Genomic DNA, 15,393 nt, shown 5'->3' on the forward strand with positions numbered 1-15,393 from the left:
CAAATCCAGTAATCCTGTTTGCATACTACCTAAAACGGCGCTTGGCTTAAAGGATTCAAGCCACAAATAACAAGTTGTAAAGACTGATTTTTCCGCGCTTTCTGACGATTTAGTCTTATTTCATACAACCAGTGCAACACAAAGACTTTAAAACAAACTTAATCCTGTGGTAACGCAGCAATATTACGCCAGCCATTCACGGTGTAATTTCTCGGTATCCCCTAAGTAGTCGAGCACCCAAGCCAGGGCGGGCGACATCTTATCGGCGTTCCAAGCTAAGCAACATGGGCTGGTTAATTTCGGATTTTCAAGCTGCTTTTCAACCAAGGCGCCTGCTTTAATAAATACACTGGCCAGATGTACTGGCATATAGCCGATACCTAATCCCTCTCTAAAGCAGTTAATCGCGCGGATCCAATCTGGCACCACGAGTCTTCGTTGATTCTCCAATAACCAGGTCATGCGCTTAGGAATTTCCCGCGAGGTATCTTCCAAACAAATAGAGGGGAAGGGACGCAATTCATCATCGGTCAAGGGCCGATCAATACTGGCTAAGGGATGGTTTTTACTCACCAAAAACGCCCATTGAATATCGCCCATGTCCTTATATTGGTATACGCCTCCCACAGGGATCGCCGTTGTTGCACCAATGGCGATATCACTGCGACCAGTCGCAAGCGCCTCCCACACCCCGTTAAAGACCTCGATGCGGATGATAAGCTCAATATCTTGGAAATGACGGTAAAAGTCGGCGATTAATACGCTAATTCTGTCGGCGCGCACTATGTTATCTAAGGCGATAGACAGTGTGGGTTGCCAGCCGTTGGCCACACGCTGGGTGCCGCGTTTCATCTCATCCATTTGAGTCAGCAAGTTTCTGGCTTGCTTAACAAAATGCTCTCCCGCAGGGGTTAAGGTCACGCTGCGGTGGTGGCGCTCAAATAACACTACGCCAAGTTCTTCTTCGATTTGTTTAACGGCATAACTGACCGCAGAAGGGACCTTGTGCAGTCGATTGGCTGCCGCCGTAAAACTCCCAACACGGGCCACGATATCAATGAGTTCTAACGCTTGTTCCGAGAGCATAGCTGACATCCATTGTGATGAAAATAATTGATAGCATCTGTCAAAAATAAACGTTTCCAATCAAATTAACAAGTATTTAGACTGCACGCCTTAAGTCTTTTGACATGATTATTTTATGAAAACGTCTAGTAATATCTTTGTAAATATGAAGTTTTTTATATTCTTATTCTATTTGGCCTTATTAAGCATGTTAGGTTTTATTGCCACTGACATGTATTTGCCTGCTTTCAAAGCAATTGAAAGTTCGTTCAATTCTTCACCGTCTCAAGTGGCGATGTCGCTCACCTGTTTCTTGGCTGGTTTAGCCTTAGGGCAACTGATTTATGGCCCTTTGGTCAGTAAAATCGGCAAACGTTACGCCCTGATCCTCGGCCTTGGCATTTTTGCGCTCGCCAGTGTGGCCATCGCCAATAGCGACTCGATACTGATGCTAAACATCGCTCGCTTCTTCCAAGCCGTAGGCGCCTGTAGCGCAGGGGTCATCTGGCAAGCGATTGTGGTCGAGCAATATGATGCCGAAAAAGCGCAGGGAATTTTCAGTAACATTATGCCGTTAGTGGCATTATCACCCGCATTAGCCCCCATCCTTGGCGCTTATATTCTGAACGATTTTGGATGGCGTGCAATCTTTATCTCATTGTGTGTGATTGCCTTTTTATTGGTGTTGATGACCTTATACTTCGTGCCGAGCCACGCAGAGCATCAGGATGCTAAGCCAAGCGCGGTTTCCTACGGCAAGATTTTGAAAAATACCCGCTACCTTGGCAATGTGGTGATTTTTGGTGCCTGTTCGGGTGCGTTTTTTGCATATCTTACTGTATGGCCGATTGTCATGGAGCAACACGGCTATCAGGCAACTGAGATTGGGCTGAGCTTTATTCCACAAACCATTATGTTTATTGTGGGTGGATACGCGAGTAAGTTATTGATAAAACGCATTGGTGCCGACCGTACACTCAACGTATTGCTGACCATTTTTGGACTCTGCGTTATCTCGATTGTGTTTTTCACCTTATTAATGAAGGCGGAAACCATTTTCCCTCTGCTGATTTCCTTCTCGATACTCGCAGCGGCGAACGGGGCGATTTATCCCATTGTGGTGAACAGTGCTTTACAACAATTCACTCAAAATGCGGCTAAGGCGGCAGGATTACAGAACTTTTTGCAAATCACCATCGCCTTTGGCGCCTCAAGTTTAGTCGCGCTCTGGGCAAGTTCAGGAGAAGTCGCCATAGGTTGGGGTATTCTGAGCTGTTCGTTAGTGGTGATCTTGGGTTATCTGTTAAAAACCGAGCAAACTTGGGCGGATTTTGCCAAACACTTTACTGCGCCAGATCCTGCTCGTCTTGGGATCAACGCAGATACGAAGCAAAATCAAGCAGATTGAATGTAATACGAGCAGTTAGCGCATAATTATCAGTTAGTGCTTTACAGTCAGTAAACTAACTTATATTATGCGCATCGTTCGGAGGGGTGGCAGAGTGGTTTAATGCACCGGTCTTGAAAACCGGCGTGGGTTTATAGCCCACCCAGGGTTCAAATCCCTGCTCCTCCGCCATATTCTACGGAAAAGCCATCAGCAATGATGGCTTTTTTGTTTTTGCAGTTCCGGAAGTTGAACCTCAGGGTTCCTGATGCTATGTGCAGCTCCTGCCCAATATTCCACAGATTTGTCATCTGTTATGGTGACTTTTCTGTTTTTGGAATTTCGGAAGTTAAACCCTAGGGTTCCTCGTGCTAACCACAGCACCTCCACCCAATTCAGATAAAAAGGCCGCTAATGATTAGCGGCCTTCTTCTTTCGCAATGGATTTCATTTACCCATTAGCCTAGTTGTTCAAATAGCAAACCTGCTTAGGTTAAATAAGGCTAAGTTAAATAAGGCTAAGCTAAGTGAGCTTATGCCTGATAAGACTTAGCGCAAAAGCTTCATAGACAGCAACCGTTTCACTCCCCACCCATATACTGTAGATGCTGGCAGGGTCACTCAATTTAAGCCCCAGAGCGTCAAGATAGTCTGGGCCGTTGACCACGAAGAATTGATTTTTGTAGGGCAACAACACCATCTGTGGTGATTGCTTTAAAAAAGCCTGCGCCTCATCAAAACTGCTGAACCAGTGATTGAGCAAGCTATCGCAGCGCCTGCTATGGAAGAGGGTACCTAGGTCTTCACCGATTTGTGCTTGACCCGATAACACTCTTTGACAGTGATTAAAATCAGTAAAACCAAGCTCACGAGCCAATAGGCTTTGGCAATGCTTAAGCTGGATATTCTGCTGGGTTAAACCTTGCTTGTTCATCAAGGAAGCGAATTTATCTAGCGCCACGGCATCGCCAGTTTGGCAGGCTTTAAGGTGCTTTTTAGCGAGGATTTTGACTTCGGTTAAGGCACGTGGTGCTGGGGTAATTTGTTGTATCACAAACAATTCTCCTAAGTTTTATTGGCATCTCCGCTAAGCCAAACCTAATCAATTGTTGTGTCATACATGTGATGCGAACATCGAGATATGAGTCAGAGTGATGTCATCTTCTGCGGATAGGCGTCTCTGCAACCTGGCGCCATTATTCGACTTCTTCATGCTCGAGTCAAGCTTAGCACTGCTTCTACCTTCCTTACGCTTCATCCCCTTAATCGTTACATGCTCAGCCTTAATGTTAAAAATTTTATCACTCAACAACTAAAATCATATTGTATTACTATTGAGCTGTAGTAATATTGTAGTACTAAATAATATTCACTCTACCTGCGTAAACCGGATCGGACGCAGATAAAATGTACGGGGATGCAAATGTCGAATGTTTTAGGGGCTTACGCGTTAGGGCTTGATTACGGCTCAGATTCAGTTCGCGCGTTATTGGTGGATACCCAAACGGGCGCAGAAGTAGCAACAAATGTGGTGTACTACCCACGTTGGAAGAAGGGGCTTTTTTGCGATCCTGCCAAGAATCAATTTAGACAACATCCCCTCGATTACATCGAAAGCCTTATCGAGGTAGTACAAGGACTCTGGGCAAAAGCTCCCAGTGGCGCCGCGCAAAGAGTCTGCGGTTTGAGTGTTGATACCACAGGTTCAACCCCGATTGCGGTTGATGAATCGGGTGTTGCCTTAGCCTTAAAACCAGAGTTTGCGAGTAATCCCAATGCCATGTTTTTGCTTTGGAAAGATCACAGCGCCATTCTCGAAGCCCAACAAATTACCGCTGCGGCAAACAATGCAAGCGAAAATTACCTGAAATATGAAGGAGGAATTTACTCCTCAGAATGGTTTTGGGCAAAAGCGCTATTCGTACTGCGCCACGACACAGAAGTCAGACAAGCCGCCTATAGCTGGGTCGAGCACTGTGATTGGATCACCGCATTAATGACCGGCACCACACATCCAAAAGTCTTTAAGGCAGGGCGCTGCGCCGCCGGTCACAAAGTGATGTGGCACGAGTCATGGAATGGCTATCCACCGAATGACTTTTTCGTTGGCATCGACCCTTTACTCGATGGTTTAAGAGACAAATTACCGCTTGAAACCTGCACATCTGACAAAGTTTGCGGCCAGCTAACACCAGAGTGGGCACAGCATTTAGGGTTATCGACCGAGGTTATCGTGTCTTTTGGCTCATTCGACTGCCACGCAGGCGCCGTTGGAGCCAATGTTAAACCTGGTGTCTTAACCAAGGTGATGGGGACCTCTACCTGCGACATTACCGTCGCCAGTTATGAAGATATAGGTGAGCGCTGTATCAAAGGCATTTGCGGTCAAGTGGATGGCTCAGTATTACCCGGCATGATAGGGCTGGAAGCGGGTCAGTCAGCCTTTGGCGATCTCTACGCTTGGTTTAGGGATCTCACCGCATGGCCGATGCAACAGCTTGACACCTCAGCCTTATTTGATGACAACACCAAGGCCAAACTCATTCAGCAACTCGAATCTGAAACCCTGACAATGTTAGGCAATGCGGCCGCGAAAATCCCCGTTGGCGAGACTGGTATTGTCGCGCTCGATTGGATTAACGGACGTCGCACCCCCGATGCCGACCAATCTGTTGCCATGGCTATCACAGGCTTAACCATGGGCAGCCAAGCACCTCAAGTCTTCAAAGCTTTAGTGGAAGCTAGTGCCTATGGCGCACGGGCCATTATCGAGCGCTTCAAACAAGAAGGCGTTTGCATTGACCATGTGGTCACCATTGGTGGGATCTCGAAAAAATCCGACTTCATTATGCAAACCTGTGCCGATGTGTGGAATTGCAACATCGATGTACTCGAGAGCGAGCAAAGCTGTGCCCTAGGCGCCGCTATTTATGCCGCAACCGCAGCCGGGGTTTATCCCGATGTGCTGAGTGCCCAAGCTGCCATGGCCTCAAACGTTGCGAAAACCTATCAGCCAAATCCTGAAAACGCAGAGAAATATCAAGCGCTTTACCAAGGGTACTTAGCCCTTGGCCACTATGTTGATGGAGCGAAATAAGATGTCTTTTTTAGAGCTAAAACGCGAAGTATACGAAGCCAACATGGAGCTTGAGAAACGCAAACTGGTGACTTACACCTTTGGCAACGTTTCACAAATTGACCGCCAACTCGGCGTGATTGGTATCAAGCCCAGCGGTGTGCCCTATGAAGATTTGAAGGTTGAAGACATTGTGATTGTTGACCTTGAGAATCAAATCGTAGAAGGGCGCATGCGTCCTTCATCCGATACCAAGACACACACCTATTTGTATCGCCAGTGGCAGAGTATTGGTGGCATTACCCATACCCATTCGACCTATGCCACCGCCTGGGCGCAAGCGCAGATAGCGATTCCCTGCTTAGGCACGACACAAGCCGATTATGTGTATGGTGAAATCCCATGCACAGCAGTGATGCGCAACGATCAGATCAGCCGCGACTACGAAGAAGAAACCGGCGTGCAGATCCTCGATTGTTTCGCCGACCGAGATCCCAACGAGTCACCCATGGTGATAGTGGCAGGCCATGCACCGTTCACTTGGGGCGCGAATGCGGCAAAGTCTGTGTACCACGCCGTGTTGCTCGAAGAAATCGCTCGGATGGCGTATCTCACCAAAACCTTATCACCAGGTATTAGTCAGTTAAAACAAGAGCTTATTGATAAGCATTATTTGCGTAAGCATGGAAAAGACGCTTATTACGGCCAAAGCAAGTAATTGCCAGTCGGGTCTCATTTCAAACTAGAGAGAGTAATATGAAAGCCTTCAAACAAAAACAAGTGTGGTTTATCACGGGTTCGCAGGATTTATACGGCCCAAAAGTATTAGAGCAAGTCGCTAAAAACAGTGAGCAAATTGTTCATGGCTTCAATGAATCATCCGCCATTTCCATCGAAGTGGTGTATAAGCCAACCGTCAAATCCCCACGGGAAATTCACGCCGTATGCCAAGCGGCCAACAGCGATGAAAACTGTGTTGGCGTTATTCTGTGGATGCACACTTTCTCTCCCGCCAAGATGTGGATTGCTGGTCTTAATGAATTAAGCAAGCCATTCATGCACTTACACACTCAGTTCAATGCCGAGCTCCCTTGGAGCGAAATCAACATGAACTACATGAACACCCACCAAAGTGCTCACGGTTGCCGCGAATTTGGTTTTATCGGCACTCGTATGCGTAAAGAGCGCAAAGTGGTTGTGGGTCACTGGCAATCGAGCGATGTACAGGCTCAAATCGATGATTGGTGCCGCGCAGCGGCGGGTTGGCACGAGAGCCAAAACCTGCGTATTGCCCGCTTTGGCGACAACATGCGTCAAGTGGCCGTAACCGAAGGCGACAAAGTTGCCGCACAAATTCAATTCGGTTACGAAGTGCACGCCTACAGCTTAGGTGAACTCAATGAAGCGATTGCAGCCATTGCCGAAGGCGATGTAACCGCACAACTCGACCGTTACGCCAGCGAATACCAAGTGGGTAACGAGCTATTTGGGGATGAATACCAATTAGACCGTTTAAGAAAAGAAGCCAAGATTGAACTCGGCTTAACCCAATTCTTAACCCAAGGTGGATTTGGTGCCTTTACCAACTGCTTCGAAAACCTCACCGGTATGACAGGATTACCGGGACTGGCTACCCAACGTCTGATGGCGAACGGTTTCGGTTACGGCGGCGAAGGCGACTGGAAAACGGCTGCCATGGTGCGCATCATGAAAGTGATGGGCCAAGGCCGTGCCGGTGGTACTTCATTTATGGAAGACTACACCTATAACTTTGGCGCGACTGACCAAGTTCTTGGCGCCCACATGTTAGAAGTGTGTCCATCGATTGCTGCTGCAAAACCGCGTTTAGAAGTTCACCGCCACACCATTGGTGTGCGTTGTGACGTGCCACGTCTGTTATTCACAGGTAAAGCGGGCCCAGCAATCAACGTATCGACTATCGATTTAGGCAACCGTTTCCGTATCATTCTCAATGAATTAGATACAGTGACACCACCACAGGATCTGCCAAATCTGCCTGTCGCGTCAGCGCTGTGGGAGCCTCGTCCGAATTTAGCGGTTGCCGCCGCTGCTTGGATCCACGCTGGTGGTGCTCACCACTCAGCTTATAGCCAAGCCATCACGACGGATCAGATTGTCGACTTTGCTGAAATGGCCGGTGCTGAACTGGTTATCATCGATGCCGACACTAAGATCCGTGAGTTTAAGAATGAGCTTCGCCAAAATTCCGTTTATTACGGTTTAGCAAGAGGTTTATAATTCTCGCGCAGCAATAAAGCCGCCTTCGGGCGGCTTTCATTTTTCTGGCACCATTCATTTCATAGGGTTAACACAGATGTATACAGAATTTGACGGCATTATCTTCGATATGGATGGCACCTTAGTCGACAGCGGTCAGTTGCATGAGCAGGCATGGCGACAAACCTTGAATCACTTTGGGATCCCCGTAGAGCCTGCACTGATGCGCTCGTTAGCGGGTGTGCCCACCATTGGCACCTTAGAAATTCTGATCGCCCATTTTGGCGTCACGCCAACGGCCAGTTGCGAAGCCATGAACGAGTATAAAGAAGCCCTAGTGCGCGACACTATGCATTTATATGTCAAACCGACAGCATTAGCCGAATTTGCCAAGCAGAATCAGGGCAAACGCCCAATGGCAGTCGGCACAGGCGCCTACACAGAGGAAGCAATTCAAATCTTGACCCTGTGTGGATTGTTGGAATTAGTCGATTATGTGGTGGGCGCCGACCAAGTCGCGTCACCCAAACCTGCGCCCGATACCTTTTTACGCTGCGCCGAACTGATGGGCATAGCGCCTGAGCGCTGTATCGTATTTGAAGATGCGAAGGCGGGCATCCAAGCCGCCGAAGCTGCGGGAATGTTTGTGGTCGATGTACATGCCGAATTACAGATTGAAAATGACTATTTCCTAGGCACTCGGTAGTCGTTGCGAGCTTGTCCAATCACTGGCTAAAACGCAAAATTAGGCTTTACAATGTAAAAGTTTGGGGTAAGGTAGGGACAGTAAGTTTGAGGAAATTCCCATAAATTCTTAGCGTTAACAAAATTTTTATTACCTTTATCAGGAAAGGTAGTATCATAACATTTGTTTATCAGCGTTAAGCACCTTATCCAGCTGATTGGATTGAGCACAGAGATAGAGAGTTAAAGAGGGCACTATGGCAAATCAGGCAAATAACCGTCCGCAGAATATCCATAACTGGGTGGCAAGCGAATTAGGTTCTCGCATTGTGGGCGGCTTTTATGCGCCAGGTGAATATATCCCTAATGAAAATGCTATCTGTGAAGAGCTGGAAGTGTCACGCACCTCCTTAAGGGAAGCCTTTAAGGTGCTCACGGCAAAAGGGCTTATCGAATCCCGTCCTAAACTTGGCACCCGCATTCGTGAGCGTCGCCACTGGAACATGTTCGATCCGGTGATCTTAAACTGGTTTTCCCAATCTAAACCTTCGCCCGAGTTTTACACTTCTCTCTATGAAATCCGTGAAGTGTTTGAACCCGCAGCAGCGGAACTGGCGGCGAAAAAACGCACCCCTGAGCAGCTTGAGGTGATTGCGGCGGCCTATGCCAAGATGGAAGCGGCCGAATTAGGTACGGATGAAGTCTATACCTCGGATATCGATTTCCACATGGCGATTTTAGATGCGACCAATAACGAGTTTATGGTGTCCCTCGGCGTGTCTATCCAATCTGCGCTGCTCGAAATCTTTAGACTCAGTAGCACAATTCAGGATGACTTTATCCAATCACTCCCAGGCCATAAGGCCATTTATACTGCGATTGCCGCAGGGGACAGTGAAGGCGCGAAAGCCGAGATGAATAAATTACTCTCGACGTCTCAAGATACAGTGCATAAAAATATTGAGCGTAAATAACGAGTTATTCATTTTAACGCACTCTACCCATAAAAAAGGTGAACGTAGGTTCACCTTTTTTACTTTGGCGCGAGCAAAAAATAGGATTACTGCGGCTCGCTGATGCCTTCGCTCGTCATATGAATGCGCTGTAGTGTGCCATCGGCATTGTAATGCAGCGGGTCAATTGCCACTGAACGTCTAAACTCACCGCCACCATCCTGCGATGCGCCGGTATGGTAGATAAAGTAGGATTTCCCTTTAAATTCAATAATCGCTTGATGGTTTGTCGGCGAGTTGCCCGCCACTTCATTTAAGATGCCTTGGTACTTCCACGGCCCTTGAATGCTATCGCTGGTCGCATAGGCAATTTTTTCAGGGAAGCCAGAAGCGTATGAAAGATAATAGGTTTTATCTTTTTTATGTACCCAAAGCGCTTCGGTGAAGTTAGGAACATCAATGGCGTGTATTGGGCCATCAAGTTCAATCATATTGGCTTTTAGCTTGGCAAATCTTGGCTTAGTGTTGCCCCAAAACAGATAGGCTTGCTTGTCATCATCGATAAAGACAGCAGGATCGATATCATCCCAATCAATCTCGGTATCTGTGGTCATGTCATTGGTGATAAGGGCGCTGCCGCGGGCATCCTTGAAGGGACCAAGTGGACTATCTGCAACTGCGACACCAATAGCAAAGCCATTGATTTTGTTGTGTCTTGCCGTGACATACCAGTAAAACTTACCTTCTTTTTCGATCACATGGCTAGCCCATGCATCTCCTTTAGCCCAGCTGAAATCTTTCACAGATAACTTGCTGCCATGTGCCGTCCAATTGTGCATATCCTTAGAGCTGAAAACGAGCCAATCATGCATTTCGAAGAAGGTGCGATTGTCCTTTGCAACGTCATGGCCAGTATAAAGATAAACAGTATCTTGGTGCACTATGGCGGCAGGATCGGCAGTAAATACATCCGTAAACAGAGGGTTAGCAGCAATCGCTGCAGTGCTGACACTCGTACTCAATGCCAAACACACACTCAAAAATGCCTTTTTCATACTTCCTCTATTGTTTTTTGATATTTTGGTATTATAGTAATACCAATACTTTTACGTGCTAGCAATATTAAAGTACAAATTGTTAACTCAGGGCATTAGGTTCGTCCGTTTGTTTTATGTTGAGTGTTACTCAATTATTCGGGCAGGGCATGTGCCTTGGAAGACGAAGGTGTCATATGAATAATAAAAAACCGAAAACACTTCGTTCGGCTAGTTGGTTTGGTAGTGATGATAAAAATGGCTTTATGTATCGCAGTTGGATGAAAAACCAAGGCATACCCGAGCATCACTTTCAAAATAAGCCTGTGATTGGTATTTGCAATACCTGGTCAGAATTGACGCCCTGTAATGGTCATCTACGGGAATTGGCGCAAAGAGTAAAGAATGGCATTCGGGAAGCGGGTGGCATTCCAGTGGAGTTTCCAGTGTTTTCGAATGGCGAGTCTAACTTGCGTCCAAGTGCCATGCTTACCCGTAACCTTGCGGCCATGGACACGGAAGAAGCCATTCGTGGCAACCCCATCGACGGTGTTGTGCTGTTAGTGGGCTGCGATAAAACGACTCCGGCTTTATTAATGGGTGCGGCCAGTTGTGATTTACCGACAATTGTTGTTACCGGTGGTCCCATGCTCAATGGTAAGCATAAGGGCAAGGATGTCGGTTCGGGCACACTCGTATGGGAACTGCATCAAGAATATAAAGCGGGCAACATCAGTCTCGCCGCATTTATGAATGCCGAGGCGGATATGTCACGCTCAACGGGCACCTGCAACACTATGGGCACAGCATCGACTATGGCTTGTATGGTGGAAACCCTTGGGGTGAGTTTGCCACACAATGCAGCCATTCCTGCGGTGGATTCTCGCCGCCAAGTATTGGCGCATATGTCGGGAATGCGAATTGTGGAGATGGTCAAAGAGGATTTGACCTTAAGTAAAATTTTAAGCCGTGATGCTTTTATCAATGCCATCAAAGTCAATGCTGCGATTGGTGGCTCAACCAACGCCGTAATCCATTTAAAGGCGATTGCCGGCAGGATAGGGGTTGAGCTGTCACTCGATGACTGGCGCCATGGTTACACAGTACCGACCATAGTGAATCTTAAGCCTTCGGGTCAGTACTTAATGGAAGACTTTTACTACGCAGGTGGCCTGCCAGCAGTATTAAGGCAGCTGTTTGAGCATGATTTACTGAGCAAAAACACGCTTACAGTCAATGCGGCTAGCCTCTGGGACAATGTCAAAGAAGCGCCTTGTTATAACCAAGAGGTGATCATGTCACTTGAAAAACCCTTGGTCGAAAATGGCGGCATTCGCGTACTGCGCGGCAATCTCGCGCCCCGAGGCGCAGTGATCAAAACTTCAGCCGCCAGCGCACACCTGATGCAGCACCGCGGTAAAGCCGTGGTGTTTGAAAGCTTCGACGATTACAACGCTCGCATCGGCGATCCTGAATTGGATATTGATGAAAACAGCATTATGGTGCTTAAAAGCTGTGGCCCGAAGGGATATCCGGGCATGGCTGAGGTCGGCAATATGGGACTGCCACCTAAGTTGTTGAAAAAAGGAATTAAGGACATGGTTAGGATTTCCGATGCACGCATGAGTGGCACCGCCTTTGGCACAGTTGTGCTGCATGTTGCCCCAGAAGCACAAGCCCTTGGGCCACTGGCCGCCGTTCAAAATGGTGACATGATAGCGCTAGACACTTATGCCGGAACGTTACAGCTAGAGATCAGTGACCAAGAGTTACAGGCTCGTCTTGCCAAACTGGCGACGGTGAAATCCATTCCCGTGAATGGTGGCTATCTCTCGCTTTTTAAGGAGCATGTTCTCCAGGCGGATGAGGGATGTGATTTTGATTTTCTCGTGGGATGTCGAGGTGCAGAGATACCAGCACATTCCCATTAAATATGAACTCGTTTTCTTTTATAATAAAACCAGATAATTATTTTAATAAAAGGTTGAGTTATGAAGTTGACTAATCAATACCCGAGTTTACAAGGGAAAACCATTTTTATCAGTGGTGGTGCAACGGGTATTGGAGCTTGCTTGGTTAATGCTTTTTTAGAGCAGGGCGCTAAGGTGGCATTTGTCGATATTTTAGTTGAGGAGTCGACTCAACTCATCGCAGACCTTAAGCAGACTCAACCAGAGGCCAGCGTAAAATTTTATCACTGCGATCTTGTCGATATCGCCGCCCTCAAGCGTGTGATTGCTCAGGTCGAGGACGATTTGGGGCCAATATCGGTATTGATTAATAATGCCGCGTGCGATCAGCGCCATAGTATCGACGAAGTGACCCCAGAATATTGGGACCAATGCCTAAACACCAATTTGCGGCATTACTTTTTTGCCGTACAAGCGGTCAGGTCGCAAATGCAGCGCCTCGGCGGTGGCTCAGTGATCAACTTAGGTTCTATGAGTTGGCACAATCGGCAGGCGGGCATGGCGGGTTACACCGCATCTAAGGCCGGCGCCATGGGCTTAACCCGAGGGTTAGCAGCCGATTTAGGTAAAGATAAAATCCGGATTAATACCTTAACGCCGGGTTGGGTGATGACAAAACGTCAACTCACACACTGGGTAGATAAAGATACGGCAAAACATATCGAAAATAACCAATGTATTAAAGAATATGTAATGCCCGAAGATATTGCTGCTATGGCGTTATTTTTAGCAGCAGATGATAGCAAACTCTGCACCGCACAGAATTTTATTGTCGATGGTGGTTGGATTTAAATATCACAATAAAATTTCAGTTCATTAAATAATGAGGTGAGTGCTGAGTTTATTTTAAATAAAAGGTAAAGCACTCACCATGCAACTCTCTGTTACTAAAAAAAGCCTACAACACGCCGCATTTGCGGATGAATTACAATTAGTCACGCTCACCAATAGCCACGGGCTTGAAGTGGTTCTGTCAAATTACGGCGCCAGTATTTGGTCGGTCAAACTTTATGGTCAAGGGCAAGAACCTATTTCATTAAGTCTTGGCTATCAAGATATTAAAGATTGGGCGACTAATCCGTATTATTTTGGTATTACCGCCGGCCGTGTCGCAAATCGCATTGGTAAAGCACAATTCCCCTTAGCAGGTAAAACAATTCAATTAGTCGCCAATGAAGGCAACAATCAACTTCACGGCGGACCTAAAGGATTAAGCCATTGCACTTGGCAGGTTGAGACGCTGCAGGACAATGACAGTGTGGCGGCAGTTTTCAGCATTACCAGCCCCGATGGCGGTCAAGGATTTCCGGGTAATCTTGCCATCAAGCTAGAATACCGTCTCAATGAAAACAATGAATTAACCCTGAACTATCAAGCCGTTTGCGATCAAACCACCCCCGTCTGTTTAACCAATCATGCTTACTGGAATCTTGCCTCCAACAAACAGCAAGGCATTTTAGGGCACGAACTCTCCATTCAAGCCAGCCATTTCCTGGCGCTCGATAATGAACAGATCCCAACAGGCGAATTAACCTTAGTCGACGATGGCGCTTACGATTTCAAACAACCGAAGCTAATTGCCACGGATATTAAGCAATTAACTAATGGTTATGATCATTATTTTGTGATGGATAGAAATCCAGACAATAAAAACAGTTTGCAGGCTATTGCGGTGTTAAAAGATCCGCTTTCTGGCCGAGAACTCGAAATTAGTACCACTGAAGTCGGCGTGCAATTTTATAGTGGCAACTTTCTCGATGGCAGCCATATTGATGATGAAGGTTATAGCATTAATCAATTCCATGGCCTGTGTTTAGAAACCCACGGTTATCCGAATGCGGTAAACATTGACCATTTCCCGAGTGTCATGCTTGAGGCAAATACTCAATATCAACAAATTACGGTACATAAGTTTAAGAATATTTAATTCAATCAAGGCGAAATAACATTTATTTGTACGAGTTGGCCTGCTGTTAACAGCAGGCTAGGGGATCTCTGTTACCTAAAATTATAAAGGGAATAATAATGAAACATAATAAAATCATTACCGCATTGGGATTATGGGCTGTCAGTGCAACTTGTGCCTACGCCACCACGGTGGGCTTTTCACAGGTTGGCTCCGAGAGTGGTTGGCGCACCAGCTTTAGTGAAGCGGTCAAGGCCGAAGCCAAACAGCGTGGCATCGATTTAAAATTTGCCGACGCTCAGCAAAAACAAGAGAACCAAATCAAAGCCGTGCGTAGCTTTATCGCCCAAGGCGTGGATGCCATTATTATCGCTCCCGTGGTAGAAACAGGCTGGAAACCCGTACTCAAAGAAGCCAAACGTGCCCATATTCCTGTGGTGATTGTCGACCGTAATATTAAGGTCGATGATGACTCCTTATTCCTTACCCGTATCGCCTCCGACTTTACCGAAGAAGGCCGCAAGATTGGCCAATGGCTAATGGATAAAACCCAAGGCAACTGCGATATCGCCGAGTTGCAGGGCACAGTAGGTGCAACCGCAGCGATTGATCGCGCCGCCGGTTTTAACCAAGTGATTGCCAATTATCCCAATGCCAAGATCGTTCGTAGCCAAACCGGCGAATTTACCCGCGCTAAGGGTAAAGAAGTGATGGAAGGTTTCCTCAAGGCGCAAAACGGTCAGCCACTGTGCGCCGTGTGGTCGCATAACGATGAAATGGCCCTTGGCGCGGTGCAAGCCATTAAAGAAGCGGGTTTAAAACCGGGCAAAGATATTCTGATTGTCTCAGTGGACGGTGTTCCCGATTACTTTAAGGCCATGGCCGATGGTGATGTTAATGCCACGGTTGAGCTTAGCCCATACTTAGGCGGCCCAGCGTTCGATGCTATCGATGCGTACCTGAAGGGCAATAAGGATCAAGCCAAGCTTATTAGCACCACGGGTGATGTATTTACCCAAGAAACCGCGGCCGCAGAGTACGAAAAGCGCCGCCAGCAATAATCCCATTGACGCTTTCTTG

13 protein-coding genes and 1 tRNA gene are annotated in these 15,393 nt (G+C 47.1%); 11 read left to right on the plus strand and 3 right to left on the minus strand.

What is annotated here, in order from left to right; translation table 11 throughout:
• Positions 1 to 183 precede the first annotated feature (183 nt).
• Entirely contained in the window at positions 184 to 1,086 is a 903-nt protein-coding gene (gene punR / locus L2713_RS11020; protein WP_248967920.1) for a DNA-binding transcriptional activator PunR, read from the minus strand.
• A 115-nt stretch (positions 1,087 to 1,201) separates the two neighbouring features.
• Between punR and punC the strand changes: the two genes are divergently transcribed.
• On the plus strand, positions 1,202 to 2,473 hold the full coding sequence (gene punC / locus L2713_RS11025; RefSeq protein WP_248967922.1) for a purine nucleoside transporter PunC: 1,272 nt from the start codon (positions 1,202 to 1,204) through the stop codon (positions 2,471 to 2,473).
• Between the two features lie 80 nt (positions 2,474 to 2,553).
• Positions 2,554 to 2,644: transfer RNA gene (locus tag L2713_RS11030), tRNA-Ser, on the plus strand.
• Positions 2,645 to 2,975: 331 nt separating this feature from the next.
• Here L2713_RS11030 and L2713_RS11035 read toward each other — a convergent pair.
• Complete coding sequence (locus tag L2713_RS11035; protein ID WP_248967924.1) at positions 2,976 to 3,506, minus strand: hypothetical protein; 531 nt, start codon at positions 3,504 to 3,506, stop codon at positions 2,976 to 2,978.
• A 369-nt stretch (positions 3,507 to 3,875) separates the two neighbouring features.
• Here L2713_RS11035 and L2713_RS11040 point away from each other — a divergent pair, with 369 nt between their 5' ends.
• The 5 genes from L2713_RS11040 to L2713_RS11060 all read left to right on the plus strand — a co-directional run bounded on the left by L2713_RS11040 (position 3,876) and on the right by L2713_RS11060 (position 9,424).
• Positions 3,876 to 5,549 (plus strand): ribulokinase, encoded by a 1,674-nt coding sequence (locus L2713_RS11040; RefSeq protein ID WP_109286041.1) that lies wholly within the window; start codon positions 3,876 to 3,878, stop codon positions 5,547 to 5,549.
• A 1-nt stretch (position 5,550) separates the two neighbouring features.
• Positions 5,551 to 6,246 (plus strand): L-ribulose-5-phosphate 4-epimerase, encoded by a 696-nt coding sequence (locus L2713_RS11045; RefSeq protein WP_011626173.1) that lies wholly within the window; start codon positions 5,551 to 5,553, stop codon positions 6,244 to 6,246.
• Between the two features lie 38 nt (positions 6,247 to 6,284).
• The gene (gene araA / locus L2713_RS11050; protein ID WP_011626172.1) at positions 6,285 to 7,787 is read left to right on the plus strand and encodes an L-arabinose isomerase; all 1,503 of its coding nucleotides are present in this window, start codon (positions 6,285 to 6,287) and stop codon (positions 7,785 to 7,787) included.
• Between the two features lie 76 nt (positions 7,788 to 7,863).
• Positions 7,864 to 8,472, plus strand: coding sequence for an HAD family hydrolase (locus tag L2713_RS11055; RefSeq protein ID WP_011717044.1), 609 nt, complete (start codon positions 7,864 to 7,866; stop codon positions 8,470 to 8,472).
• Positions 8,473 to 8,707: 235 nt separating this feature from the next.
• Positions 8,708 to 9,424, plus strand: a complete 717-nt coding sequence (locus L2713_RS11060; protein WP_011622747.1) for a FadR/GntR family transcriptional regulator — start codon at positions 8,708 to 8,710, stop codon at positions 9,422 to 9,424.
• A gap of 86 nt (positions 9,425 to 9,510) precedes the next feature.
• Here the strand turns inward: L2713_RS11060 and L2713_RS11065 are convergent, their stop codons facing one another.
• The gene (locus L2713_RS11065; protein WP_248967925.1) at positions 9,511 to 10,458 is read right to left on the minus strand and encodes a glycoside hydrolase family 43 protein; all 948 of its coding nucleotides are present in this window, start codon (positions 10,456 to 10,458) and stop codon (positions 9,511 to 9,513) included.
• Between the two features lie 176 nt (positions 10,459 to 10,634).
• Between L2713_RS11065 and L2713_RS11070 the strand changes: the two genes are divergently transcribed.
• From L2713_RS11070 to L2713_RS11085, 4 genes are all read left to right on the plus strand, one after another.
• The gene (locus L2713_RS11070; RefSeq protein WP_248967927.1) at positions 10,635 to 12,368 is read left to right on the plus strand and encodes an IlvD/Edd family dehydratase; all 1,734 of its coding nucleotides are present in this window, start codon (positions 10,635 to 10,637) and stop codon (positions 12,366 to 12,368) included.
• A 60-nt stretch (positions 12,369 to 12,428) separates the two neighbouring features.
• Complete coding sequence (locus L2713_RS11075; RefSeq protein WP_248967928.1) at positions 12,429 to 13,199, plus strand: SDR family NAD(P)-dependent oxidoreductase; 771 nt, start codon at positions 12,429 to 12,431, stop codon at positions 13,197 to 13,199.
• A gap of 79 nt (positions 13,200 to 13,278) precedes the next feature.
• On the plus strand, positions 13,279 to 14,334 hold the full coding sequence (locus tag L2713_RS11080; protein ID WP_248967929.1) for an aldose epimerase family protein: 1,056 nt from the start codon (positions 13,279 to 13,281) through the stop codon (positions 14,332 to 14,334).
• A gap of 98 nt (positions 14,335 to 14,432) precedes the next feature.
• Positions 14,433 to 15,374, plus strand: a complete 942-nt coding sequence (locus tag L2713_RS11085; RefSeq protein ID WP_011622752.1) for an ABC transporter substrate-binding protein — start codon at positions 14,433 to 14,435, stop codon at positions 15,372 to 15,374.
• Positions 15,375 to 15,393: the final 19 nt, after the last annotated feature.

Source organism: Shewanella seohaensis (genome assembly GCF_023283775.1).
GTDB classification, from domain to species: Bacteria; Pseudomonadota; Gammaproteobacteria; order Enterobacterales; family Shewanellaceae; genus Shewanella; species Shewanella seohaensis.

What these genes read in the sequence shown, in the direction of transcription:
- L2713_RS11080 (WP_248967929.1), top strand. Translation starts at nt 13,279, where the DNA reads ATGCAACTCTCTGTTACTAAAAAAAGCCTACAACACGCCGCATTTGCG.
- araA (WP_011626172.1), top strand. Translation starts at nt 6,285, where the DNA reads ATGAAAGCCTTCAAACAAAAACAAGTGTGGTTTATCACGGGTTCGCAG.
- L2713_RS11070 (WP_248967927.1), top strand. Translation starts at nt 10,635, where the DNA reads ATGAATAATAAAAAACCGAAAACACTTCGTTCGGCTAGTTGGTTTGGT.
- L2713_RS11055 (WP_011717044.1), top strand. Translation starts at nt 7,864, where the DNA reads ATGTATACAGAATTTGACGGCATTATCTTCGATATGGATGGCACCTTA.
- L2713_RS11065 (WP_248967925.1), bottom strand. Translation starts at nt 10,458, where the DNA reads ATGAAAAAGGCATTTTTGAGTGTGTGTTTGGCATTGAGTACGAGTGTC.
- L2713_RS11040 (WP_109286041.1), top strand. Translation starts at nt 3,876, where the DNA reads ATGTCGAATGTTTTAGGGGCTTACGCGTTAGGGCTTGATTACGGCTCA.
- L2713_RS11060 (WP_011622747.1), top strand. Translation starts at nt 8,708, where the DNA reads ATGGCAAATCAGGCAAATAACCGTCCGCAGAATATCCATAACTGGGTG.
- punR (WP_248967920.1), bottom strand. Translation starts at nt 1,086, where the DNA reads ATGCTCTCGGAACAAGCGTTAGAACTCATTGATATCGTGGCCCGTGTT.
- L2713_RS11075 (WP_248967928.1), top strand. Translation starts at nt 12,429, where the DNA reads ATGAAGTTGACTAATCAATACCCGAGTTTACAAGGGAAAACCATTTTT.
- L2713_RS11045 (WP_011626173.1), top strand. Translation starts at nt 5,551, where the DNA reads ATGTCTTTTTTAGAGCTAAAACGCGAAGTATACGAAGCCAACATGGAG.
- L2713_RS11085 (WP_011622752.1), top strand. Translation starts at nt 14,433, where the DNA reads ATGAAACATAATAAAATCATTACCGCATTGGGATTATGGGCTGTCAGT.
- punC (WP_248967922.1), top strand. Translation starts at nt 1,202, where the DNA reads ATGAAAACGTCTAGTAATATCTTTGTAAATATGAAGTTTTTTATATTC.